Source organism: Komagataeibacter nataicola (genome assembly GCF_003207795.1).
Taxonomy (GTDB): Bacteria; Pseudomonadota; Alphaproteobacteria; order Acetobacterales; family Acetobacteraceae; genus Komagataeibacter; species Komagataeibacter nataicola.
In genome coordinates this window covers 140,832-164,861 of the sequence record NZ_NIRT01000002.1, presented here as the reverse complement: position 1 = coordinate 164,861, position 24,030 = coordinate 140,832, and the positions used below count along the sequence as shown (strand labels likewise).

The following is a 24,030-nucleotide window of genomic DNA, read 5'->3' as shown; positions in this document are numbered from 1 at the left end:
ATCCGGGGGCAGGGCCTTTTTTGTTGGGAGCAGGCCCTTGTGGGGCGCTGCCGCTCAGGGGTCAGTTGGGGCGCAGCGAGGGGTCGAGCCAGCCGATATTGCCGTCAGGGCGGCGATAGAGCACGTTGATCGTCTCGGTCTTGCTGTTGCGGAAGAGCTGGATCTGGCAGTCGGCAAGGTCAAGCCGCATGACCGCTTCGCTCACGCTCAGGGTCGGGATCTCGGTCGGGTGCTCGGCAATGATGGTGGCGTAGGGGCCGGTGGCGGGCAGCGCGCTGTCCTCATCCTCAACCGTGGCATCGTCTTCCGTAGCGGAAAAGGCGGGCATGCCGGGCCGCAGGACATAGCCGCGACCGATTTCGGGCACCTGCTGGCGGGCTTTCTGGTGGCCATGCTTGGTGGCCTTGCGGTGGTAGCGGCGCAGGCGGCTTGCAATGTGCTCGGCGGCATCATCAAAGGCCGAATGGGCATCGGCGGCCTCGCCTTCGCCGCGCAGGGTCAGCCCGCGCGTGGCGTGGAGGTTGATGTCGCATGTAAAGAATGACCGCGCGCGGCTGAAGGTAACGCGGGCTTCCATGGCCTGTCCGAAATATTTTTCCGATATGCGGTCCAGATGGGCGCTTACCCTGTGTTTCAGGGCATCGGACAGGGCGATCTGCTTTCCGGCGACACTGATGTGCATAAGGGGCAACTCCTTACATGGTCGTAACGCGGTGGCTTACGGGCAGAAGGAAGACGTGCTTTGAGCGAATGGCTATGAATTAAGGGGACGATCCTTCCCGCAAGGTCTGCGTGACAGTGGTTGTTGCGTCGTGCCCTTGGGGGCACATGACAGCGAACGGATGTATTTGGGCATGGTTGCCCCCTTGCTGTCCATGCTTTCCTTGCATGTGAGAGCGGTGCTTTTTTCTGCCTCCAGCCCTTGCGTAAAGCGTAACGGATACAGGGCTGGCGTTGCTGGTAGAGGGAAGAAGTTTCTGGTGAAGCTTTTTTCAAAAAAGCATTCAGAAGAATGCCGCCTTTAAAAAAAGCGGCACTCAGAAACTTCTGTCATTTTGTTTTAAAGGGTGAATTTTTCACCCAGATAGACGCGGCGCACATCCTCGTTTGCCACGATTTCCTCTGGCCGCCCCTCGGTCAGCACCTGCCCGCTATGCATGATGTAGGCGCGGTCGATCACTTCCAGCGTCTCGCGCACGTTATGGTCGGTAATCAGCACGCCAATGCCCCGGTCCTTCAGGTGGGCCACGAGGTCGCGGATTTCGCCCACTGCAATGGGGTCAATGCCTGCCAGCGGCTCATCAAGCAGGATGTAATGCGGCTGGCTGGCCAGCGCGCGGGCAATTTCCAGCCGCCGCCGCTCACCGCCCGAAAGGGCCAGCGAGGAGGAATGCCGCAGTCGCGTGATGCCGAACTCGCCAAGCAGCCCGTCAAGCATGGTCTGGCGGCGGTCGGGGTCGGGTTCCACGATCTCGAGGGCGGCCATGATGTTCTGCTCGACATTGAGCCCGCGAAAGATGCTCGACTCCTGCGGCAGGTAGCCAATGCCCATGCGCGCGCGGCGGTACATGGGCAGTTGCGTGATGTCCGCGCCATCAAGCGTGATGGTGCCCATGTCGGGCCGCACCAGCCCCACGATCATGTAGAAGCTGGTGGTCTTGCCCGCGCCGTTGGGGCCAAGCAGGGCCACCGCCTCGCCACGCTGCACCTGTAGCGACACGTCACGCACCACCTGCCGCTTCTTGTAGCTCTTGCCGATTCCGCTGGCGATCAGCCCGGCCGAGGGCGCGGGAATGGGCTGTTCCGTGGGGTCGGGGCTGTCGGTCGGGGGGGTCATGTTCATTTGCCTTGTGCCTTGCCACCTTTGCCAGCCTGGTTGGGAATGACCAGGCCACTCACGCGCGAGCCGGGGTTGTCGGTCAGGGTCGAGATATCGGTATGCAGGTTCACGATGGCCGACGTGCCGCTGACCTGATTTTCCCCACGGGTGATATGCACGTTGCCCACGAGGCGGGCAATGCCCGTATCGGGCACGTACACGCCACGATCTCCGGTTATGGTCTCGGTGCGGGTGCGGATGATGATGTGGCCGAAGGCATCGACATGGTCCATCGTGCCCGCGCCGGGGGAGGGTTTGTCATCCGCCGCCGCTTCCTCCGGCGTGGTGGCGTCGTCGGGCAGGGGAGTCCTGCCGTTGGGGTGGGTCTCCCGCCATTCCTTGCGTTTGTTGGTGCGCTGCGTCTTGGGCTTGTCATAGCCGACCAGCACGTCGGCGCGGATCTGGCGGCCGTCATTGGTGGTCATGGTGGCATTGCCGCGCGCGACCGACATGTGCTCGCGCGAGTGATATTCCAGCACGTCGCGTGCGGTCAGGATATCCTGCGGCGCGGTCATCTTCAGGTGTTCGCCGGTCATGACCAGAATGGCCTGATCGACGTCATACACGGCATGGTCGCCCCAGGCCTGGTCAGTGAGGTTGAAGGCGTGCACATGCCCGATGGCCTCAAGGCGGTAGACCTCGCTCGACCCGCCACCATCGCCCGCAGCGCCGCCACCTGCCGCATCACCGCCCTGCGCCGCCCCCTGGGCTGTGCCCGCAGCCCCGGTGGCGGGACCGTTGCCGGGCGCGCCGATGGGGTCGGGCCGGTCGGGAATGGGCAGGTCCTGCGGCAGCACGTCGGATGGGGTGGCGAGGTTCGTATCCACGTCCGGGTCGGTGGCGGGGGCCGTGGTGGCCGGCGTGCTGGCCGGTGCGGGCGTGCCGGGGGCGCCAGCGGGCGTGTCATCAACGATATGGGGCCTGCGTGTCTCGGGCGGGGGGGCAACACCGAGATGGGCGGCCAGTGGCGCGTCGGGGCCGGGTGGCCTGTTGGCGGCCGAGGCGCCCGGGGTGGCGGGCGCATTCGCGCCGGGCGCGGCCTGCCCCGGCGCGGGCGTGGTCGCGGCTTTCTTGCGGTAGAAGGCCACCAGCTTGTCACCGCGCACGGTCACGTCGCCACGGATGGCCTGCGCACGGTCATAGGCGGTGACGGTCTGCGCGTTCTGGTCCCAGTCGAAGCCACCGGCTGCGGTGACATTGATCTGCTGGCCATGCGACATGTCGAGCCCCTGCGCCATGGCGGGGCCTGCCGCCACCAGCCCGAGCAGGACGCCGCCAAGCGGCAGATGAGGGAAGAGGCGCGCCATCAGTTCGATCTTTCCGCTGCATTGAGGATCATGCGGCCCGGACCGCGAAACAGCATGATGCCGCCGCGTGTATCCACCATGCCGCCACGCGCGTCGAGCACGCCAACCGGGCCTTCGGCATGAACCCAGCTATCGGTTACGATGATGTTGTGGCGCATGTCGACATCGGCGGTGGGGCTGAGCATGAGGGTTCCGTCATTGCGGTAGAGGGTGACGTCACGCGTGAGGTCCAGCAGTTGGGTGTGCTGCATATACACGCCATCGCGCGCGGTAACATACAGCCAGTTGCCGTTATCGGTCAGGGTATCGGCGGCGGGGTTGGTCAGGTCAATGCGCTCGGGGTCGACCTGGCGGGCCTCGTCGGCGGTGATCATGTAGGGGCGGCCATGATCGTCGAGCCCGCGATAGGTGGGGTTGAGCATGCTGCCGCTTTTCACGCGCACGCGACTCATCTGCGCCATGGTGCCGGTATGCATGATTACGGCGCGCTCGACGGCGGGCCATGCGGCAATCGAGCCGAGCAGCACGAGGGCGAGCAGCGGCAGCATCCACTTGGCCGAGCGCATGATGGCCTGCCTGCGCGCCTGGTCGGCGGCATTGGGCAGCAGGCGGGTGCGCGCGCCCTGGTCGAATATGCTGCGCTGGCGCTCGATATCGGCGGCGCTGCGGGCATAATCCTCGCGCTGGATCTGGTTGGGATCGGTGTCGTCCCTGTCTTCGGGGCGGTCGGTCATGCAATGCCCGCGCGCAGCAGGTCGTGAAGGTGAAGGATGCCCACCACATGCCCTCCTTCATCAAGGGCGAAAATGCTCGAGATCGGGCGCGGGCGGTCATTCATGACCCGCAGCGCCTCGGCGGCCAGCAGGTCGGGGCTGATGGTCTGGGGCGTGGAGTTCATGATGTCGGCGGCAAGGGTGTGGTCAAGGTCGCGCCCGAGGGCAAGGCGCAGGTCGTGGTCCGTAATCAGGCCGAGCAGCCGGCCCTGCGCGTCCACCACGCCCATGCAGCCGAATGCCTTGCGGGTCATTTCCACGATCACACGCCGCAGCTTCATGTCGGGCGGCCCAAGGGGCATGCTCGTGCCGGTATGCATCAGTTCGCGCACCCGGCGCAGTCGCGTGCCCAGCCGGCCGCCGGGGTGGAAGATGCCAAAGTCACTGGCGCTGAAGCCCCGGCGCTGCAACAGCACGATGGCCAGCGCATCGCCGAGCGCAAGCTGCATGGTGGAACTGGTGGTGGGAGCGAGGCCAATGGGGCAGGCCTCGGGGGCATGGGGCAGCAGCAGCACGATATCGGCCGCCTGCGCCAGCGTGGAGCCCGCGCGCGCGGTCATGGCGATGAGCAGCAGCCCGAAACGGCGGGCGTGCGAGATGATATCGGCCATCTCCGCCGTCTCGCCGGAGTTGGATATGGCCAGCACCGCGTCACCCTTCTGCAGCATGCCCAGATCCCCGTGCGAGGCCTCGGCCGGGTGCACGAAAATGGCGGGCGTGCCGGTCGAGGCAAGGGTGGCCTGGATCTTGCGCCCGATATGGCCCGACTTGCCCATGCCGGTCACCACCACGCGCCGGTTGCCCGACCAGATGCCCTCAACCGCCGCGATGAAGGCCGCCCCCAGCCCGCCACCGTCCGCATTGCCATCTTCCATCGCGGCAATCATGGCCTGCAGCCCGGCGGATTCGGCGCGCAGCACGGCACGCGCCTCACGCAGCATGCGCGCGGGCTGGCCAGTGTCATCGCCCGTGGCGGAGGGAGGGGAAAGGGGGCTGCTATTCATGCACGATCTGTATCGGTCTGAATGGGTTCCCGGTCAAACCGGGCACGGACCATCAGGCGGCCCGATGCGCGAAAATGTCCGGATCCTCGTAGCCCAGTATATCAAGCCGCGCGCGCGTGGGCAGAAAATCGTAGCAGGCCTGTGCCAGTTCACGCCGCCCTTCGCGGTGCAGCAGGGCTTCGAGCCTTGCCCATAGCGCATGCAGGTACAGCACGTCAGAGGCGGCATAGGCCAGCTGTTCGGGTCTGAGCACGTCCGCCCCCCAGTCCGATGACTGCTGCTGCTTGCTCAGTTCCACGCCGAGCAGTTCGCGGCACAGATGGGCGAGGCCGTGGCGGTCGGTATAGGTGCGCACCAGCTTTGAGGCGATCTTGGTGCAGATGGCGGGGGCCACCGTAATGCCCAGCGTGTATTGCAGGATGGCCACGTCAAAGCGGGCGAAATGCATGAGCTTGGGCAGGGCGGGGTCGGCCAGCACGCGCACGAGGTTGGGGCAGTCAGCGGCGCTGGCACCTTTTGGCATCTGCACAAGGTGGGCGTGGCCATCGCCGCCGGAAAGCTGCACGAGGCACAGCCGGTCGCGGTGCGGGTTGAGGCCCATCGTTTCCGTATCCACCGCAACACTGCCGCTGAAGGTGACATGCGCGGGCAGGTCGCCACGATAGAAGTGAATGGCGTCGGGTGATGGGCTTGTAGCCATATGTAAAATGCTCCGTCACGCAATTGAATTCACGGTGGCAGGTCTGCAACGCAACCGCAAGCAGCGCAATCCGTTGTGTCGTAGCGCCTGCCTGTGCCTTGGGCGGCGGAGGCCGTGAATGATGTGTTCGGGGCGGTTTACACCAATTCCGCCCGTGGAACAGGCAAAAAGATAACGGGACAGTCCCGTGACGGGCTGTCCTGATCGCCCCCGGAGGGGAATGATATTTAGTTTTAAGAGATGGTGCCCAGAAGAAGACTCGAACTTCCACGACCTTGCGGCCACAGGTACCTGAAACCTGCGCGTCTACCAATTCCGCCATCTGGGCTCAGAGGCTCCCCAGCGGAGGCCGCCGGGGTGGTGTGAGCGCTGTTTAGTCCGGCAGGCGGGAGCGGTCAACAGGGGAAATGCATTTTTTTGAAATCAGGCGCGTTTTTTCTCCACCCGGCCAGAAGCCGGCCGTCCGGCATGACCGCGCGAACAAAATGGCTGGGAAGCCGCCGGGCAAAGATGCGAGAACAGGGGCAGGAAAACATTCATGAATCACGGGCAGGAGCAGGCCATGGCACGCAAGGTGGCAACGGTATTTGGCGGGAGCGGATTCGTGGGCCGTTCCGTGGTGGGGCGGCTGGCGCGGGCAGGCTACGTGGTGCGCGTGGCCGGCCGCACGGCGGCGCATGCCGCAACCCTGCGCATGCTGGGCGATGTGGGGCAGGTGGTGCCCGTCGTTGCCTCCGTAACCGATGAGGCCGCCTGCGTCGCCGCCATCGAGGGCAGCACGCTGGTCATCAACCTTGTGGGCATCCTCGCTCCCCACGGGGCGGCAACCTTCGAGGCGATCCATGTGGCTGGCGCCGCGCGCGTGGCGCGGATCAGTGCCGCCGCGGGCGTTACGCGGCTGATCCATGTCTCGGCCATCGGGGCGGATGCAGCCAGCCCTTCGGCCTATGCCCGCAGCAAGGGCGAGGGGGAGGCCGTGGTCAGCCGACACATGCCGCAGGCGATCATCATCCGGCCCTCGCTCATTTTTGGTGTGGAGGGGGCCATTCCCGCCATGTTCGCCCGCATGGCGCGCTTCATGCCGGTGGTGCCGGTCTTTGGCCCGGCCACGCGCTTCCAGCCGGTGTGGGTGGGGGATGTGGCCGAGGGCATGCTGCGCATTGCCGCCAGCGAGGGCATGGAGGGCGCCATATTCGAGTTCGGCGGCCCCGTGGTCATGACCATGCGCCAGCTCGTGGCCTGGGCCGCGCGGTGGGGCGGGCATCCGCGCCCGCTCATCGAGGTGCCGCGCTGGCTTGCCAATGTTCAGGCCAGCGTGCTCGAGCGCCTGCCGGGCAGGGTGCTGACCCGTGACCAGGTGAAGCTGCTTTACATTGATAACGTCGTGGCCCCCGGCGCCCGCACGCTCGAGATGCTGGGCATCACGCCTTCGCCCATGGATCTGGTTATGGAATGATTTCTGCGCGGAGGGGGAGAATTTCGCGTATTTCTGGTCTTTTCCTGCATTAAGGTCAGTACTGCTGTCTTTTCTTTGGGCAGGGGGTTGCGTAGGTCAGTGGTCAAGCACAGGGCGCGTATGCCGTGCCTGACGCCTTCCTTCCATTATGCAGACCAGGGGCAGACCGATGGCCGAGCGCATGCTGAAATTCGTCTCCGTGGCGCAGGAGCAGCCCGACAAACGGCCTGCCGAGGCGCGCCGCCAGGACTTTAACGAAATTTACGACGAGTTCGTGCCCGCGAAGGCCGAGACGCAGGCCTCGCGCTGCTCGCAGTGTGGCGTGCCGTTCTGCTCGGTGCACTGCCCGCTGGGCAACAACATCCCCGACTGGCTGATGATGACGGCGGCAGGCCGGATGGAGGAGGCATATGAACTGTCTTCCGCCACCAACACCTTCCCCGAAATCTGTGGCCGCATCTGCCCGCAGGACCGCCTGTGCGAAGGCAACTGCGTGATCGAGGAAGGATTCGAGAGCGTCACCATCGGCGCGGTCGAGCGCTACATTACCGATAACGCCTTCGATAACGGCTGGGTCAGGCCGGTAAAGCCCGTGGCCGAGCGCGACGAGAGCGTGGCCATCATCGGCGCGGGCCCCGGCGGGCTGGCTGCCGCGGTGCAGCTGCGCGAGCAGGGCTATCAGGTGCATGTCTATGACCGCTACGACCGCATCGGCGGTCTGCTGATGTATGGCATCCCCGGCTTCAAGCTGGAGAAGGACATCGTGCTGCGCCGCCATAAGCTGCTGGTGGAATCGGGCATCCATTTCCATCTTGGCAAGGGCATTGGCGATACGGATGGCGCGGACAACATTGCGTTTTCCACCCTGCGCGCGCGTCATGATGGCGTGCTGATCGCCACCGGCGTGTACAAATCGCGTGACATTGGCGGCCCCGGCGCGGGCCTTGGCGGCATCGTGCGCGCGCTCGATTACCTGACCGCCTCCAACCGCGTCTCGCTGGGCGATCAGGTTGCCGAATATGACAATGGCGCGCTGAACGCGGCTGGCAAGTCGGTCGTGGTCATTGGCGGTGGCGATACGGCCATGGACTGCGTGCGCACCGCCATCCGGCAGGGGGCGAAGTCGGTCAGGTGCCTCTACCGCCGCGACCGTGCCAACATGCCCGGCTCGGTGCGTGAGGTGAAGAACGCCGAGGAAGAAGGTGTTGAGTTCGTCTGGCTCGCGGCCCCGCAGGCATTTGAGGGCGAGGGCAGCGTGAGCGGCGTGCGCGCCATCCGCATGAAGCTCGGCCTGCCCGATGCCTCGGGCCGCCAGTCGGTCGAGCCGGTAGAGGACAGCGCATTCACGCTCGAGGCCGACCTCGTGGTCAAGGCGCTCGGCTTCGACCCCGAGCCGCTGCCCACGCTGTGGGGTCAGCCGGAGCTTGAGGTCTCGCGCTGGGGCACGCTCATGGTTGATCGCAAAAGCTTCATGACCAGCCTGCCCGGCGTGTTTGCCGCAGGCGATATCGTGCGCGGGGCCAGCCTTGTGGTGTGGGCCATCCGCGATGGGCGCGATGCGGCAGCGCAGATGCACGCATGGCTAGAGGAAATGACGGCGGCACAGGCCGAGGTGGCGGAGTAAGCATGATGGATCAGTTCAAAAACCAGTCCGCCGATTTCGTTCAGGAATGGCGCGATAACGCGCAGGCCATCTCGGGCCTGTACACTCCTGCCGATGAGCATGATGCCTGCGGCGTGGGCATGGTGGCCGCTCTTGATGGCAAGCCGCGTCGCGACGTGGTGGAAGCTGGCATCGCAGCCCTGAAGGCCGTGTGGCACCGTGGCGCTGTCGATGCCGATGGCAAGACCGGCGATGGCGCGGGCATCCATGTCGAGATTCCGCAGGATTTCTTTGCCGACGCGATTCATGCCGGTGGCGCGGAAAGCGGCGTGGACAGCCAGATCGCGGTGGGCATGATCTTCCTGCCCAAGACCGATATCGCGGCCCAGGAGCGCTGCCGCCAGATCATCGAGAGCGAGATTCTGGCGTTTGGCTATAGCATCTATGGCTGGCGTCAGGTGCCCATCAACACCGACTGCATCGGCGAGAAGGCCAATGCCACCCGCCCCGAGATCGAGCAGATCCTGATCCGCAACCTGCCCGGCAGCGGGGAGGAGGAGTTCGAGCGCGACCTGTACGTGATCCGCCGCAAGATCGAGAAGAGTGCGATCGCCAATCAGGTTGACCTGTATGTGTGCTCGCTGTCATGCCGCTCGCTCATTTACAAGGGCATGTTTCTGGCCGAGCACCTGACCGAGTTCTACCCCGACCTGCTCGACCCGCGCTTTGTCAGCCGCTTTGCCATCTATCACCAGCGCTACTCGACCAACACCTTCCCCACATGGAAGCTGGCCCAGCCGTTCCGCCGCCTTGCCCATAATGGTGAGATCAACACCATCTCGGGCAACGTGAACTGGATGAAGAGCCACGAGACGCGCCTCGCCGACCCCATCCTTGACCCCTACATGGATGACCTCAAGCCCGTGGTGCAGGCGCAGGGGTCGGACACCGCATGCTTCGACAACGTGTTCGAACTGCTGACCTTCGCAGGCCGTGACGCGCCCATGGCGCGCTGCCTGATGATTCCGGCAAGTGTTGGTGGCAACTCCGCCATGCCGCAGCGCCACAAGGATATGTATTCCTACTGCAATGCGGTGATGGAACCATGGGATGGCCCCGCCGCCCTGTGCGCCACCGATGGCCGCTGGATGGTGGCTGGCCTCGACCGCAGCGGCCTGCGTCCGCTGCGCTACACCCTGACCCAGGGCGGCCTGCTGATCGTGGGTTCCGAGACAGGCATGGTGAAGGTGCCCGAGGCCGAGATCGTCAGCCGTGGCCGCCTCGGGCCGGGGCAGTCGCTTGCACTCGACCTGAAAACCGCGAAGCTCTACAGCAATGAAGAGCTGCTCAATGAGCTTTCGCAGCGGCAGGACTTTTCGAGCTGGGTCAAGCGCACGCAGGAAATCTCGAGCATTGTCCGCCCCGATGGCAGCGAGCCGGTGCTGTATGAGGCCGAGATGCTGCGTCGCCGCCAGCTTGCCGTGGGCCTGACGCTCGAGGATCTCGAGACAATCCTGCAGCCCATGGTGGAAAACGCCGCCGAGGCCATTGGCTCGATGGGTGATGACACGCCGCTTGCCGTGCTCTCCTCCCGTTACCGGGGGCTGGCGCATTACTTCCGTCAGGCCTTCAGCCAGGTCACCAATCCGCCCATCGACAGCCTTCGTGAAACGCGGGTGATGAGCCTCGTGACCCGCCTTGGCAACCTTGGCAACATCCTTGAGGAAAGCGAGAGCCAGTGCGACCTGCTCCAGCTTCCCTCTCCGGTGCTGACCACGGGCGAGTTCCAGGCGCTGGTCGAATTCTGTGGCAAGAATGCCTGCATCATTGACTGCACTTTCCCCGCCGCCGAGGGCGAGGCCGGGCTGCGCGCCGCCATCGCGCGCATCCGCGCCGAGGCCGAGGACCGCGTGCGCCAGGGCTGCACCCATGTGTTCCTGACCGATGAGCACCAGTCCAGCGAGCGGGCCTATATCCCCATGATCCTCGCCACGGCGGCGGTGCACACGCATCTTGTGCGCCAGTCGCTGCGCACGTTCACCTCGCTCAACGTGCGCTCGGCCGGTGCGCTCGACGTGCATGCCATTGCGGTGACCATTGGCGTGGGTGCGACCACGGTCAACCCGTACCTGGCGCAGGAAAGCATTGCCGACCGCCACCGTCGCGGCCTGTTCGGCCAGCTTACGCTGAGCGAGGCGGTGGAGCGCTACCGCAAGGCGGTCAACAAGGGTCTGCTCAAGATCATGTCCAAGATGGGTATCTCCATCGTGGCGTCGTATCGTGGCGGCTACAATTTCGAGGCCATCGGGCTTTCCCGTGCGCTGACGGCGGAGTTCTTCCCCGGCATGCCCTCGCGCATCTCGGGCATCGGCCTGACCGGCATCGCGCGCAATGTGCTCAGCTTCCACCACAAGGCGTGGAACAGACAGGTGGAGACGCTGTCCGTCGGCGGGCGCTACAAGCTGCGCCGCAGCGGGGAAGTGCATGCCTTTGATGGCAACCTGATCCACATGCTCCAGACCGCCGTGGGCACCGGCAGCTTTTCCATCTACCAGCGTTATGCCGATGCGGTGCGCCGCCAGCCGCCGGTGGCCCTGCGCGACCTGCTCGACTTCCGTGGCGGGCGCACGCCCATACCCGTGGAATCGGTCGAGAGCATCACCGAACTGCGCAAGCGCCTGATTGCTCCGGGCATCTCGCTCGGCGCCCTCAGCCCCGAGGCGCACGAGACGCTGTCGATCGCCATGAACCGCATCGGCGCCAAGTCCGATTCGGGCGAGGGTGGTGAAGATCCCGCCCGCGCGAAGCCGCGCCCCAATGGCGATAATGCATCTTCCGCCATCAAGCAGATCGCCTCGGGCCGCTTTGGCGTGACCGCGCAGTATCTGAACGACTGCCGCGAGATCGAGATCAAGATGGCGCAAGGTGCGAAGCCCGGTGAGGGCGGGCAGTTGCCCGGCTTCAAGGTGACCGGCCTGATCGCGAAGCTGCGCCATGCGACGGAGGGCGTGACCCTGATCTCGCCGCCGCCGCACCACGACATCTACTCGATCGAGGATCTGGCCCAGCTGATCTACGACCTCAAGCAGATCAACCCCGAGGCCACCGTGACCGTGAAGCTCGTCGCGCGCTCGGGCATCGGCACGATCGCGGCAGGCGTTGCCAAGGCCAAGGCGGATGCGATCCTGATCTCGGGCCATTCGGGCGGCACGGGTGCCAGCCCGCAGTCCTCGGTCAAATACGCGGGCATGCCGTGGGAGCTGGGGCTGGCGGAGGCGCATCAGGTGCTGATGCTCAACCGCCTGCGCCACCGCGTAAAGCTGCGCACCGATGGCGGCCTGAAAACCGGGCGTGACGTGGTGATCGCCGCCATGCTGGGCGCGGAAGAGTTCGGTATCGGTACGGCCAGTCTCGTGGCCATGGGCTGCATCATGGTGCGGCAGTGCCACTCCAACACCTGCCCCGTGGGCGTGTGCGTGCAGGATGAGGAACTGCGCAAGAAGTTCGAGGGCACGCCGGAGAAGGTCATCAACCTGTTCTCCTTCATTGCCGAGGACGTGCGCAACATTCTTGCCTCCCTGGGCTTCACCACGCTGAACGAGATCATTGGCCGCACCGACCTGCTGCATCAGGTGCTGCGCGGGGCGGACTATCTCGATGACCTCGACCTCAACTCGCTGCTGGCCCAGGCCGATCCCGGCCCCTATGGCCGCTACTGCACGCGTGAGGGCCGTAACGAGGTGCCCGAGACGCTGGATGCGCAGATGATCGCCGATGCGCGCCCGCTGTTCGACCATGGCGAGAAGATGCAGCTGCAGTACAACGTGCAGAACACGCACCGCGCCATTGGCACGCGCATTTCCTCGCTCATCGTGCGGCAGTTCGGCATGGCCAAGCTCGCGCCGGGTCACCTGACGGCGCGGCTGCGCGGCTCGGCGGGGCAGTCGCTTGGCGCGTTCGCGGTACAGGGCCTCAAGCTCGAGGTGCTGGGCGATGCGAACGACTACGTGGGCAAGGGACTCTCGGGGGCGACCATCGTGGTGCGGCCTTCGCCTTCCTCAAGCCTCGTATCGAACGAGAACGCAATCGTGGGCAACACGGTGCTGTATGGCGCAACCGCAGGTGCGCTGTATGCCGCAGGGCAGGCGGGCGAGCGCTTTGCCGTGCGCAATTCGGGCGCCATTGGCGTGGTCGAGGGCTGCGGGTCGAACGGGTGTGAATACATGACCGGCGGCACGGTGGTGATCCTTGGCGAGATTGGCGACAATTTCGGCGCGGGCTTCACCGGCGGCATGGCCTTTGTGTATGACGCCAGCGGCACGTTTGCCGAGCGGGTAAACCCCGATACGGTCATGTGGTGCCGCGTGCATGACCCCAAGTGGGAGGCCGTGCTGCGTGAACACGTCGAGACCCATGCCCGCGAGACCGGCAGCCGCTATGCCGAACTGCTGCTGCATAACTGGGACAAGACGCTGCCGCGCTTCTGGCATGTCGTGCCCAAGGAATATGCCAGGGTCATCGGCTTCGAGGCTCCGGCCCTTGCCATAGGCGCGTAAGCCGGGCGGTTTTTATCGGGTTACACAACGGCGGGGCCGGGCAGCAATGTCCGGCCCCGCCTGCGTTCGGGGCATAATATCGGGCAGTGGGGTCGCATAGCGGGGCGTGACGCACTAGATTCACATCATGGAATCGCGGGGCTGGTGCCGGTGCACAGGCTTCGCCCGATCTGATGGTTGGTGCCCGATCTATGTTCAAAGCGAATTTTCCCGCCTCCCCGTCTGCCCCGCGCAGCGCTGATGCCCAGGCCCCCGCAACCACGACTGGCCTTGCCGGCCTGCCGCGGTGGGATCTGTCGGACCTGTATGCCGGGCCGGATGCCCCCGAACTGGCTACCGACCTCGATCAGGCCGAGGCCGATGCGCAGGCCTTCAGCAATGCATGGCAGGGCAGGCTGGCCGGTCTGCCGGGGGCGGAACTTGCACAGGCCATTGCCGAATATCAGCGCATTGACGAGGTGCTGGGCCGGGCGGGGTCATATGCCCAGCTTCTGTTCGCGGCCAATACGTCTGATTCAGGCGTGGCGCGGTTCGCGCAGTCGGTCAATGAGCGGCTGACCACAATTTCCACCCACCTGCTGTTCTTCACGCTCGAGATCAACCGCATTGACGATGGAGTGCTGGCAGCCCAGATGAGCGACCCGGCGCTGGCGCACTGGGCGCCTTTCCTGCGCGACCTGCGGGTGTTCCGCCCCTATCAGCTTTCCGATGAGGTCGAGGCGGTCCTGCACGAGAAATCGGTCACCGGGGCCGCGGCGTGGAACCGCCTGTTTGACGAGACGATGGCCGGTCTGCGCGTGCGCCTTGGCGGCGAGCAGGTCACGCTGGGCAATGCGCTCGACACCATGTCCAGTCCAGACCGCAAGCAGCGCGCCACGGCGGCGGGCGCCATTGGCGAGACGCTGGGCCAGAACGTGAAGCTGTTCTCGCTCGTTACCAACACGCTGGCCAAGGACAAGGCCATCATGGACGGGCTGCGCCATTACCCGCGCCCCACATCGGCGCGCAACTGCGCCAACATGGTGGAAGACGAGGTGGTGGACGCGCTGGTGCAGGCCGTGACCGAAGCCTATCCCCGCCTGTCGCACCGCTATTATGCGCTCAAGGCCAAATGGCTCGGCCTTGAAAAGCTGGAATACTGGGACCGCAACGCGCCCCTGACCACGCAGGATGAACCGCTGATTCCCTGGGCGGAGGCGACGAAACAGGTACTCGGCGCCTATGAAGGCTTTGACCCGCGCATGGGCGAAGTGGCCAGTCAGTTCTTCGATCATGCGTGGATCGACGCGCCGCCCGTGCCGGGCAAGGCGTCAGGCGCGTTTGCCCACCCCACCGTGCCGTCCGTCCACCCCTATCTGCTGCTCAACTACCGTGGCCGCACGCGCGATGTGATGACGCTGGCGCATGAACTCGGTCACGGCGTGCATCAGGTGCTGGCGGGCAGGCAGGGCTACCTCATGTCCAGCACGCCGCTCACCCTGGCCGAGACCGCCAGCGTGTTTGGCGAGATGCTGACCTTCCGCGCCCTGCTCGATGCCCAGACCGACCCGGCCCGGCGCAGGCTGATGCTGGCCGCCAAGGTGGAGGACATGCTCAACACCGTGGTGCGTCAGATCGCGTTCTACCGCTTCGAGATGCTGGTGCATGAGGAGCGCCGCAAGGGTGAACTGCTCCCCGCGCGCATTGGCGAGATCTGGCGCCAGACCCAGGCCGAGAGCCTTGGCCCCGCCTTCAACTTCACGCCAGATTATGATGTGTACTGGACATATGTTCCGCATTTCATCCATTCACCATTTTATGTGTATGCCTATGCCTTTGGCGATTGCCTGGTAAACGCGCTATACGGGGTGTTCCGGTCCGGGCACCCTGGTTTTCAGGACAAGTATCTCGACATGCTCAAGGCTGGTGGAACCCTGCGGCACCGCGAACTGCTGGCCCCCTTCGGGCTGGATGCGGCCGATCCGGGTTTCTGGCAGAAGGGGCTGGATGTGATCGCCGGATTTATAGATGAACTGGAGCGTGTCTGACGTGGCGGATGAACGGAATCTCGATAATACCGGCCTGTTTGGTGAATTCCGCCGCATGGTGCGCACCTCGGGCACGGTGGGCGGCATTGCCGCGCGCATTGCCGGGCACAAGATGGGCTTCCGCTCCAATCAGAATGTGCATGCCGAGGACCTGAAAAGCGTGCTCGGCGGGCTTAAAGGCCCGCTGATGAAGGGCGCGCAGCTTCTTTCCACCATTCCCGGCGCCCTGCCCGAGGAATATGCCAAGGAACTGGCCCAGCTTCAGGCCAACGCGCCACCCATGGGCTGGACCTTCGTGCGCCGCCGCATGGCCGCCGAACTCGGCCCGAACTGGGAGCGTAACTTCCGCTCGTTCGACCGCACGGCCTCGGCTGCGGCAAGCCTTGGGCAGGTGCATCGCGCGGTGCTGCCCGACGGGCGGCAGGTGGCGTGCAAGCTGCAATACCCGGACATGAAATCAACCGTCGAGTCCGATCTGCGCCAGTTCCGCATGGCCGTGGGTCTGTTCTATCGCCTCGACAGCACCATCTGCCAGGATGACGTGCTCGAGGAACTGCAGGACCGCCTGTACGAGGAACTCGACTACCAGCGCGAGGCCGCCAACATGCGGCTGTATCGCATCATGATGGCGGACTGGCCCGATGTGACCATTCCCGAACCCATCGACAGCCTGTGCACGACCCGCCTGCTGACCATGGAATGGGTCAACGGTCAGGGCCTGCAGAAGGTGCTCGACGCCAACCCCACGCAGGAGCAGCGCAACAGCATGGCGCGCGCCCTGTTCCGCGCGTGGTATGCGCCGCTGTACCGCTATGGCGTGATCCATGGCGACCCGCATATGGGCAATTTCACCATACGCGATGATTACGGCATCAACCTGCTCGACTTTGGCGCCATCCGCATTTTCCGCCCGCGTTTCGTGCAGGGCATCATCGATCTGCACAAGGCAATCGAGACGGATGACGAGGATCTGGCCATGCAGGCTTACGAGGCATGGGGCTTTGTCAACCTGTCGCGTGATACGGTGCGGGTGCTCAATGAGTGGGCGCGCTTCATCTACGGCCCGCTGCTCGATGACCGCGAGCGCTTCATTCAGGAAGATAACGACCCGCAATACGGCCGCGCCGTGGCCGAGCGGGTCTATAACGGCCTCAAGCGCACCGGCGGCGTGCAGCCTCCGCGTGAATTCGTGCTGGTTGACCGCTCCGCCGTGGGGCTGGGCAGCGTGTTCCTGCGGCTCAAGGCCAAGGTGAACTGGCATGCGCTGTTCCAGGAACTTGCAGGCGACTTCAGCGAGGCGGCCCTTGCCACGCGTCAGGCCGAAGCCCTGCGCGCGGCCCGCGTGCCGCCGCCGCTTGGCGCGCAGCATTAAAGGGGAGGGCGGAAAGCCACCGGCCATGGCCCTTGCGCCATGGCCGGTGGCGCCCCACTTGGTGTAGCCATGGCAACAGCATCACGCAAAAAGAAGAAAACCACCGATATCGATCCCGCCGACATGCCGGTGACCTTCCAGCCCGAGCGGCAGGCGGCCAAGCCCAAGGTCAACAAATTCAGGGTTCATTCGCCTTATGAGCCCGCAGGCGACCAGCCCACGGCCATTGCCGAGCTGGTGGCCGGCGTGGAAGCGGGCGAGCGCGATCAGGTGCTGCTGGGCGTTACGGGGTCGGGCAAGACCTTCACCATGGCCAAGATCATCGAGGCCACGCAGAAGCCGACCCTCGTGCTCGCGCCCAACAAGACACTCGCCGCCCAGCTTTATGCCGAGATGAAGCAGTTCTTCCCGGATAACGCGGTCGAGTATTTTGTCAGCTACTATGATTACTACCAGCCCGAGGCCTATGTGCCCCGGTCGGACACGTATATTGAAAAAGACAGCCAGATAAACGAGCAGATCGACCGCATGCGGCATGCCGCAACGCAGGCGCTGCTCGAGCGCAACGATGTCATCATCGTGGCCTCGGTATCGTGCATCTACGGTATCGGCTCGGTCGAGACGTATTCGCGCATGGTGGTCAAGCTCGAGGTGGGCGGCGAGATCGCGCGTGACAAACTGATCAAGGCGCTGGTCGAGCTACAGTACCGCCGCAACGATGCCGCCTTCCAGCGCGGCACCTTCCGCGTGCGGGGCGAGACGATCGACGTCTTTCCCGTGCAGAACGAGGACCGCGCCTGGCGCATCAGTCTGTTTGGCGACGAGATTGACGAGATCAGCGAATTCGACCCGCTGACCGGCGAAAAGACCAGCGACCTCGAATCCATCAGCATCTACGCCAACAGCCATTACGTCACCCCGCGCCCCACGCTTACGCAGGCCATGACCGGCATAAAGCAGGAGCTGCGCGACACGCTGGCCACCTTCACGGCCGAGGGCAAGCTGCTCGAGGCCGAGCGCCTGCAGCAGCGCACTACGTTCGACCTCGAGATGATCGAGACCACCGGCGTGTGCAAGGGCATCGAGAACTATTCACGCTACCTGTCGGGCCGCGCGCCGGGCGAGCCACCGCCTACCCTGTTCGAATACCTGCCCGAGGATGCGCTGCTGATCGTGGATGAAAGCCACGTGACCGTGCCGCAGATTGGCGGCATGGAGCGAGGCGACCATGCGCGCAAATCCGTGCTGGCCGAATTCGGCTTCCGCCTGCCCTCATGCCTCGACAACCGCCCGCTCACCTTTGCGGAATGGGACAAATTCCGTCCGCAGAGCCTGTTTGTCAGCGCCACCCCCGGCCCGTGGGAGATCCGCCGCACCGAGGGCGTGTTTGCCGAGCAGGTCATCCGCCCCACCGGGCTGATCGACCCGATCACCATCGTCCGCCCGGTCGAGCATCAGGTAGACGACCTGCTGGCTGAATGCCGCCAGACCATTGCCGATGGCGGGCGCGTGCTGGTCACTACCCTGACCAAGCGCATGGCCGAGGATCTGACCGAATACATGAACGAGGCGGGCATCCGCGTGCGCTACCTGCATTCGGATGTGGATACGCTCGAGCGTATCGAGATCATCCGCGATCTGCGCCTTGGCGCTTTCGATGTGCTGATCGGCATCAATCTGCTGCGTGAGGGGCTGGATATTCCCGAATGCTCGCTTGTCGCCATTCTTGATGCCGACAAGGAAGGCTTCCTGCGTTCGCGCACATCGCTCATCCAGACCATTGGCCGCGCCGCGCGTAACGTCGATGGCCGGGTGTTGCTGTACGCTGACAAGATGACCGACAGCCTGGCCTACGCCATCGAGGAGACCGCCCGCAGGCGCGAAAAGCAGAGCCTGTGGAACGAGGAGCACGGCATTACCCCGCAATCGGTGCGCAAGCATATTGGCGAGGCCATCTCCTCGGTGTTCGAGCAGGATTATGTCACGGTCGCACCCACGGCCGATGGCAGCGTGCAGGAGATGGTGGGCAAGGACTACAAGGCCGCCATCGCTGACCTGGAAAAGAAGATGCGCGATGCCTCGGCGGAGCTGGAATTCGAGACCGCAGCCCGCCTGCGTGATGAAATCCGCAGGCTTGAGGCGCTTGAACTCGGCATGGAGCCGCCGCCGTTGCCGCAATCGAGCGCAGGCATGCCAGGCACCAGCCCCAAGGCCATTGCCCGGCGCAACCGTGGCCCCGTGCCACTCGGCCCGGGCGGGGGTGGTTATGACCCCGAGCAGGCCAGGGGAAGGGGAAAGCGCCGTGGGCGATAGGGCCATGCCGCCATGCGCGGGGCAGCATGAACGCGAGATGTCCGCAACGCTGGAACTTACCGCCGGAGCCGCCCGCCTCGGCCTGCTGCCCGACATGGGCGGCAGCATCGCCTTCTGGCGCAGCGGCACGATGGATTTCCTGCGCCCGGTGGCCGATCCTCACCTTGTGGCGCAGCACGGGCGCGCCGTGGCGGGGTATCCGCTCGTGCCGTTTTCCAACCGGGTAGCGGGCGACCAGTTCCGTTTCGAGGGGGTGGATTATCACCTCACCCCCAATTTTGCGGGCGAGAACTGCGCCATTCATGGCAATGGCTGGCAGCACCGGTGGCGAATCGCCATGCTGTCCGACAGTAGCGCAACACTCTCGCTCGACTACGCTCCCCTTGGCCCGCGCGGGGGAGAATGGCCGTTCAGCTACCGCGCCCAGCTGCGCTATGACCTGCGTGAGGCCGGGCTTTCGATTGGCATCCTGATCGAGAACACCGATACCCGCAGCCAGCCGGTGGGCATGGGGTTTCATCCGTATTTTCCCCGTCATGCCGGGCTCAGGGTCGGGTTCGCGGCCAGCAGTGTATGGACCAGCGCGCCCGATCACCTGCCGCTTCTGCGCATCCCGGCGGAGGGGCAGTGGTCATTCGCCCATATGCGTGACGTGGGGGAGGCAGCCATCGACAACTGCTACGCTGGCTGGTCGGGCAGCGCCTTCCTGCGCTGGCCGCGCGAGGGCTATGCCCTGACGCTCGAGGGCAGCCCCGAACTGCGCCATCTGGTGCTGTTTACGCCGCCCGGCCAGCCCTATATCGGGCTGGAGCCGGTCAGCAACATGAATGATGGCTTCAACCGCATGGCCATTGCCGATAGCGGCGTGCGCGTGCTGGCACCTGGCCAGAAGATGGAAGGGCATATCCGCATGACGGTGGCGCGATGCTGAAAACCCGTGCCGCAACCAGAGATGGCAAGCCCGCAACCGGTGGTCTGTCATGCTACATCACGCCCACCGGCATCGAGGCCATGCGGCGTGAACTCAATGCCCTGCTGCGCGATGAGCGGCCGAAGATTGTTGAAATCGTATCGTGGGCGGCAGGCAATGGCGACCGCTCGGAAAATGGCGACTACCAGTACGGCAAGCGCCGCCTGCGCGAGATCGACCGTCGCATCCGCTTCCTCACCAAGCGCATCGACAACGCCATCATTGTCGACCCCGCAGCCCAGCCGCAGCGCGACCGGGTCTTTTTTGGCGCGACCGTCACTTACGTGAGCGAACGCGATGAGGAACGGACCGTTACCATTCTTGGCGTGGACGAGGCGGACATGGCGGCAGGCCAGGTCAGCCTCGTCTCGCCCGTGGCGCGGGCCCTCATGCGCGCGGGCGTGGGCGATGAGGTGAAGCTGGTCACTCCGCGCGGGGAGGAAATGATCGAGGTGCTCGCCATCGCTTATCCGCCTTTACGCTGAAAGGGGGGCTGGCCGTGGGGCGGAAGGCATATTATGACATTTGGCTGCTGATGGTTGCCCTTTGTTACCGTCGGCTCGAACCGGACCTGTTCCGCGCGGAGAAACTGATCCTATGTCACGCCCCCTGAAGGTTGCCGTCCAGATGGACCCGCTTGGTGCCATCGACATCAACGGTGATTCGACATTCGCCATGATGCTCGAGGCGCAGGCCAGAGGCCATGAGCTGTTTGTCTATCAGGTCGAGGCGCTGAGCCTGAGCGAGGGGCGCGCCAGCCCGCAGGGCCACCGCACGGACCGCGTAAGCGCCCGCGCGCGCCCGGTTACGGTGCAGCGCAGGGCGGGCGACCATGCCACCTTCGGCCCCGAGCAGGTGATCGACCTTGCAGGCATGGACGTGATCCTGATGCGCCAGGACCCGCCATTCGACATGGCCTACATCACCGCCACCCATATTCTCGAGCATATCCACGGCATTGGCCCGGACCGCGCGCTGGTGGTGAACAACCCCGCTGCCGTGCGCAACGCGCCCGAGAAGATCCTGGTCACGCATTATCCCGACCTCATGCCCCCCACGCTGGTGACATGGGATGTGAAGGCGATTCTGGAATTCCGCGCGAAATGGCGCGACATCATCGTCAAGCCGCTGTTTGGCAACGGGGGTGCCGGTGTGTTCCGCATCCGCGAGGATGACCCCAACCTCAACGCCCTGCTGGAAATGCACTTCGCCCGCTCGCGCGAGCCACTGATGATCCAGCGCTACGAACCCGCCGTGCGCAAGGGTGACAAGCGCATCATCCTCGTTGATGGCCAGCCCGTAGGCGCGATCGACCGCATCCCCGCCGAGGGCGAGACACGCTCGAACATGCATGTGGGTGGCAAACCCGTGCGGGCGGAACTGACCGCGCGCGACCGTGAGATCTGCGACACGATCGGCCCGATGCTGCGCGAGCAGGGGCTGATCTTTGTTGGAATTGACGTGATCGGGGAATGGTTGACCGAGATCAATGTCACATCGCCTACCGGCCTGCAGGAAATTGACCGTTTTGACGGCATCAATACCGCTGGCCTGATATGGGATGCCATCACATCCCGTCTGGTCGCGGGCGGCGTGAACGCGTAGAGAATTGAACCGGTGTTCATGACAGGCACGGTGGTCGTGGCTGTAGCGCCCTGTGGCGTGACACCGGATAGGGATTACAGGCAGTTGCGCGGGCCGTGTGGCGCGTGGGCAGGTCAGGTGGAATTGTAATGCAGCACGATGGGACGGATTTGATCATGGCAGATGCAGCACGGAAGGGGGCTGGCCATGCCCTTTTCCATGGCCACGACATGGGAGCAGCCCGATGAGCGATGTCCTGCCCAATGAAGCCGCCGAGAGGGTTGTGGATATCCCGTCCCCCCGTTCCGCGATGGATGCAAACGCGGTCAAGGCGGCCTATCGCCGCTGGGCCAGTGTGTATGATGCGCTGTTTGGCAGCATTTCCGCCTTTGGCCGCAAGCGCGCGGTCGAGGCGGTGAACCGTCTGCCTGGCGGCAGGGTGCTGGAAGTGGGCGTGGGCACCGGCCTTGCCCTGCCGTATTACCGGGCCGACAAGCATATTACCGGCATCGACCTGTCGGGTGACATGCTCGAGCGCGCCCGCCAGCGCGTGGCCCGCATGAAGCTGTCCAATGTCGACGCCCTGCTTGAAATGGATGCCGAGGCCACCGGCTTCGAGGATGGCGCGTTCGATATTGCGGTGGCCATGTTCGTGGCCTCGGTGGTGCCGCACCCGCGCGCGCTGCTAGCCGAGCTCAAGCGCGTGGTCAAGCCGGGCGGGCATATCCTGTTCGTCAACCATTTCCTTGCTGAAGGCGGGGTCAGGCTTGCGGTCGAGCGCGGCATGGCGCGGGCTTCGCACTCGCTGGGCTGGCATCCTGATTTCGCCATTGAATCCCTGCTGCCCCCTGCTGACCTGCGCCGCGCCACCCTGCAGTCGGTTCCCCCCGCGGGCCTGTTCACCCTCGTCACGCTCGAGCGTGAGGCGGATGACTGCGCCAGCCCGATGGTGGCCTGAACCACGCAGGCACAGCCCTGCCCCAGCGGCAGGGCTGAAATGACAATTGCGCGACCACACAGGCGGCCCACAGGGTCGTTTTTGTGTATAAGTCGCGGTATATGATGAAATCATGGTAACGATTGGCCATGCCATAACCGGCGCATGGCAGCAGGGAGTACATCGTATGCCCACAGGCACACAGTTCGGGGCAGATGCGGTGCAGGGCACGGTGGCCTGTCGCTACAGGACCATCGGCATGCTGTACCTCGTCATGGCCATTGTGGCGGGTCTTGTGGGCGGATTGCTGGCGGTGGGGCTGCAGGCAGGTCTGCTGCCCCATGCCCTGATCGAGGCCTGGGCCGGCGGCGACACCCCGGGCGCCATGGAGCGCATTGCGCGGCGCCATGGCATGATGATGGTCTTTTTCTGTGCGCTGCCAGCCCTTACGGGCGGATTTGGCAACTGGTTCGTGCCGCTGCTGCTGCGCGCCCGCGCGCTTGCGCTGCCGCGTCTGGCGCTGGCGGGGTGGGGGCTGGTCGCGGCCAGTTTCGTGGCCGTGCTGGCCGGGCTTTCGCCCGCACTCCCCGCACAGGTTTCCCTGCTGGCGCTGCTGGGCTGGTGCCTGGGCATGCTGATGCAGGGCATCTGCATGGTGGCCACCGTGCTCAACATGGGCCCGATGGGCCAGCGCCTGCGCGACCTGCCCCTGTTTGTATGGGCGCAGGGGCTTGCGGGCATGATGGCGGTCATGGTCATGCCGGTCATGGCGGGGGGGCTGACGCGCATCTGGCTGGGGGGCGGCGATATCTCCACCCATATCGATGTGCTGCTGCATGCCTTTTCCGGCCCCGAGATCGCGCTGCTGCTGCTGCCTTCCATCGGCATCGTATCGCAGGTTGTCGAGACCTTCTGTGACCGCCCGCTGCAGATGCCGCGCCTTGTGCTGGGGGCGCTGGTGGTCATGTCGGTGGGTGGCGGTTCCGTATGGGTGCATGACCTGCTGCATGGCGGGCTTGCGCATCTGGCTGCTCCTTCGCCTGCGGTGCAGCTCGGGCTGATCGTGGTGCCGGTGCTGGTCGTGCTGGTGGCATGGGCGCAGACGGTGCGGCTGGGGCACATGCGCGCCTCCGTGCCGATGGAATGGGCGGTGGGCTTTGTTGCCCTGCTGCTGGCTGGCTCCGTCATGTCACTGCGGCCCGGCGGCATGGCCGATGTGCATGCCGCAACGCTGTATGCTGCCGTTTTCGCGCTGTTCGCAGGTTTCTATTACTGGATTGGCAAGATGGTGGGCCATGTGGCCCCGGTGGGCGCAAGCCGCCTGCATTTCGGGCTGACGGTCGGCGGAACCGTGCTGTCGCTGCTGGCGTTCCATGGAGCGCCGGGCGTATTGGGTGCGGTGCTGATGGGCCTGTCGGTGCTGGTGTTCGCAGGCATCGTGGTGCAGGCAGGCCTGCGTCCGGGCCGTCCCCTGCCGGATAATTACTGGGGGCCAGGCGCCCGCACGGCTGAATGGCAGGTATCCTCCCCCGCGCGCGAAAAGGCATGA

The 24,030-nt window shown here is 64.9% G+C and carries 17 protein-coding genes and 1 tRNA gene; 11 read left to right on the top strand and 7 right to left on the bottom strand.

What is annotated here, in order from left to right:
- Positions 1-61: 61 nt before the first annotated feature.
- The 7 genes from hpf to CDI09_RS02075 form a co-directional block, all read right to left on the bottom strand.
- On the bottom strand, positions 62-682 hold the full coding sequence (hpf, locus tag CDI09_RS02105) for a ribosome hibernation-promoting factor, HPF/YfiA family (protein ID WP_078526665.1): 621 nt from the start codon (positions 680-682) through the stop codon (positions 62-64).
- Between the two features lie 378 nt (positions 683-1,060).
- Entirely contained in the window at positions 1,061-1,843 is a 783-nt protein-coding gene (lptB, locus tag CDI09_RS02100) for an LPS export ABC transporter ATP-binding protein (protein ID WP_078526667.1), read from the bottom strand.
- Positions 1,840-3,186 carry a hypothetical protein gene (locus CDI09_RS02095; protein WP_078526669.1) on the bottom strand — a complete coding sequence of 449 codons (1,347 nt, stop codon included), beginning with the start codon at positions 3,184-3,186 and terminating at the stop codon, positions 1,840-1,842. Before CDI09_RS02095 ends, lptB begins: the two co-directional genes overlap by 4 nt.
- A complete protein-coding gene (lptC, locus tag CDI09_RS02090) occupies positions 3,186-3,920 on the bottom strand; it encodes an LPS export ABC transporter periplasmic protein LptC (protein ID WP_078526671.1) in 735 nt (244 codons plus the stop codon). Before lptC ends, CDI09_RS02095 begins: the two co-directional genes overlap by 1 nt.
- Complete coding sequence (locus CDI09_RS02085) at positions 3,917-4,963, bottom strand: KpsF/GutQ family sugar-phosphate isomerase (RefSeq protein WP_078526673.1); 1,047 nt, start codon at positions 4,961-4,963, stop codon at positions 3,917-3,919. Before CDI09_RS02085 ends, lptC begins: the two co-directional genes overlap by 4 nt.
- Positions 4,964-5,015: 52 nt before the next feature.
- A complete protein-coding gene (locus tag CDI09_RS02080) occupies positions 5,016-5,663 on the bottom strand; it encodes a ribonuclease D (RefSeq protein ID WP_078526675.1) in 648 nt (215 codons plus the stop codon).
- A gap of 241 nt (positions 5,664-5,904) precedes the next feature.
- Positions 5,905-5,991 (bottom strand) — tRNA-Leu (locus tag CDI09_RS02075).
- Between the two features lie 234 nt (positions 5,992-6,225).
- On the opposite strand from CDI09_RS02075, the gene CDI09_RS02070 reads away from it, so the two are divergent.
- The 11 genes from CDI09_RS02070 (at position 6,226) to CDI09_RS02020 (ending at position 24,030) form a co-directional block, all read left to right on the top strand.
- Complete coding sequence (locus CDI09_RS02070) at positions 6,226-7,119, top strand: complex I NDUFA9 subunit family protein (RefSeq protein ID WP_078528068.1); 894 nt, start codon at positions 6,226-6,228, stop codon at positions 7,117-7,119.
- Between the two features lie 169 nt (positions 7,120-7,288).
- Positions 7,289-8,743, top strand: coding sequence for an NAD(P)-dependent oxidoreductase (locus tag CDI09_RS02065; RefSeq protein WP_078526677.1), 1,455 nt, complete (start codon positions 7,289-7,291; stop codon positions 8,741-8,743).
- A 2-nt stretch (positions 8,744-8,745) separates the two neighbouring features.
- The gene (gene gltB / locus CDI09_RS02060; RefSeq protein WP_078526679.1) at positions 8,746-13,278 is read left to right on the top strand and encodes a glutamate synthase large subunit; all 4,533 of its coding nucleotides are present in this window, start codon (positions 8,746-8,748) and stop codon (positions 13,276-13,278) included.
- A 191-nt stretch (positions 13,279-13,469) separates the two neighbouring features.
- Entirely contained in the window at positions 13,470-15,305 is a 1,836-nt protein-coding gene (locus CDI09_RS02055) for a M3 family oligoendopeptidase (protein ID WP_078526681.1), read from the top strand.
- A complete protein-coding gene (locus CDI09_RS02050; protein WP_078526683.1) occupies positions 15,286-16,677 on the top strand; it encodes an ABC1 kinase family protein in 1,392 nt (463 codons plus the stop codon). The genes CDI09_RS02055 and CDI09_RS02050 overlap by 20 nt, the downstream gene beginning before the upstream one ends.
- Before the next feature lie 69 nt (positions 16,678-16,746).
- Positions 16,747-18,990: an excinuclease ABC subunit UvrB gene (gene uvrB / locus CDI09_RS02045; protein WP_078528070.1), complete on the top strand. Its 2,244-nt coding sequence runs from the start codon at positions 16,747-16,749 to the stop codon at positions 18,988-18,990.
- A 37-nt stretch (positions 18,991-19,027) separates the two neighbouring features.
- The gene (locus CDI09_RS02040; protein ID WP_078528072.1) at positions 19,028-19,921 is read left to right on the top strand and encodes an aldose 1-epimerase; all 894 of its coding nucleotides are present in this window, start codon (positions 19,028-19,030) and stop codon (positions 19,919-19,921) included.
- Positions 19,915-20,445 carry a transcription elongation factor GreB gene (gene greB, locus CDI09_RS02035; protein WP_078526685.1) on the top strand — a complete coding sequence of 177 codons (531 nt, stop codon included), beginning with the start codon at positions 19,915-19,917 and terminating at the stop codon, positions 20,443-20,445. The genes CDI09_RS02040 and greB overlap by 7 nt, the downstream gene beginning before the upstream one ends.
- Positions 20,446-20,557: 112 nt before the next feature.
- Positions 20,558-21,565 (top strand): glutathione synthase, encoded by a 1,008-nt coding sequence (gene gshB, locus CDI09_RS02030; RefSeq protein ID WP_078526687.1) that lies wholly within the window; start codon positions 20,558-20,560, stop codon positions 21,563-21,565.
- Between the two features lie 223 nt (positions 21,566-21,788).
- Complete coding sequence (locus tag CDI09_RS02025) at positions 21,789-22,502, top strand: class I SAM-dependent methyltransferase (protein WP_078526689.1); 714 nt, start codon at positions 21,789-21,791, stop codon at positions 22,500-22,502.
- Between the two features lie 166 nt (positions 22,503-22,668).
- Positions 22,669-24,030, top strand: a complete 1,362-nt coding sequence (locus CDI09_RS02020; protein ID WP_205836603.1) for a cbb3-type cytochrome c oxidase subunit I — start codon at positions 22,669-22,671, stop codon at positions 24,028-24,030.

Coding starts and splice junctions, on each gene's coding strand:
- hpf (WP_078526665.1), bottom strand. CDS start 682: ATGCACATCAGTGTCGCCGGAAAGCAGATCGCCCTGTCCGATGCCCTG.
- lptB (WP_078526667.1), bottom strand. CDS start 1,843: ATGAACATGACCCCCCCGACCGACAGCCCCGACCCCACGGAACAGCCC.
- CDI09_RS02095 (WP_078526669.1), bottom strand. CDS start 3,186: ATGGCGCGCCTCTTCCCTCATCTGCCGCTTGGCGGCGTCCTGCTCGGG.
- lptC (WP_078526671.1), bottom strand. CDS start 3,920: ATGACCGACCGCCCCGAAGACAGGGACGACACCGATCCCAACCAGATC.
- CDI09_RS02085 (WP_078526673.1), bottom strand. CDS start 4,963: ATGAATAGCAGCCCCCTTTCCCCTCCCTCCGCCACGGGCGATGACACT.
- CDI09_RS02080 (WP_078526675.1), bottom strand. CDS start 5,663: ATGGCTACAAGCCCATCACCCGACGCCATTCACTTCTATCGTGGCGAC.
- CDI09_RS02070 (WP_078528068.1), top strand. CDS start 6,226: ATGGCACGCAAGGTGGCAACGGTATTTGGCGGGAGCGGATTCGTGGGC.
- CDI09_RS02065 (WP_078526677.1), top strand. CDS start 7,289: ATGGCCGAGCGCATGCTGAAATTCGTCTCCGTGGCGCAGGAGCAGCCC.
- gltB (WP_078526679.1), top strand. CDS start 8,746: ATGATGGATCAGTTCAAAAACCAGTCCGCCGATTTCGTTCAGGAATGG.
- CDI09_RS02055 (WP_078526681.1), top strand. CDS start 13,470: ATGTTCAAAGCGAATTTTCCCGCCTCCCCGTCTGCCCCGCGCAGCGCT.
- CDI09_RS02050 (WP_078526683.1), top strand. CDS start 15,286: ATGAACTGGAGCGTGTCTGACGTGGCGGATGAACGGAATCTCGATAAT.
- uvrB (WP_078528070.1), top strand. CDS start 16,747: ATGGCAACAGCATCACGCAAAAAGAAGAAAACCACCGATATCGATCCC.
- CDI09_RS02040 (WP_078528072.1), top strand. CDS start 19,028: ATGTCCGCAACGCTGGAACTTACCGCCGGAGCCGCCCGCCTCGGCCTG.
- greB (WP_078526685.1), top strand. CDS start 19,915: ATGCTGAAAACCCGTGCCGCAACCAGAGATGGCAAGCCCGCAACCGGT.
- gshB (WP_078526687.1), top strand. CDS start 20,558: ATGTCACGCCCCCTGAAGGTTGCCGTCCAGATGGACCCGCTTGGTGCC.
- CDI09_RS02025 (WP_078526689.1), top strand. CDS start 21,789: ATGAGCGATGTCCTGCCCAATGAAGCCGCCGAGAGGGTTGTGGATATC.
- CDI09_RS02020 (WP_205836603.1), top strand. CDS start 22,669: ATGCCCACAGGCACACAGTTCGGGGCAGATGCGGTGCAGGGCACGGTG.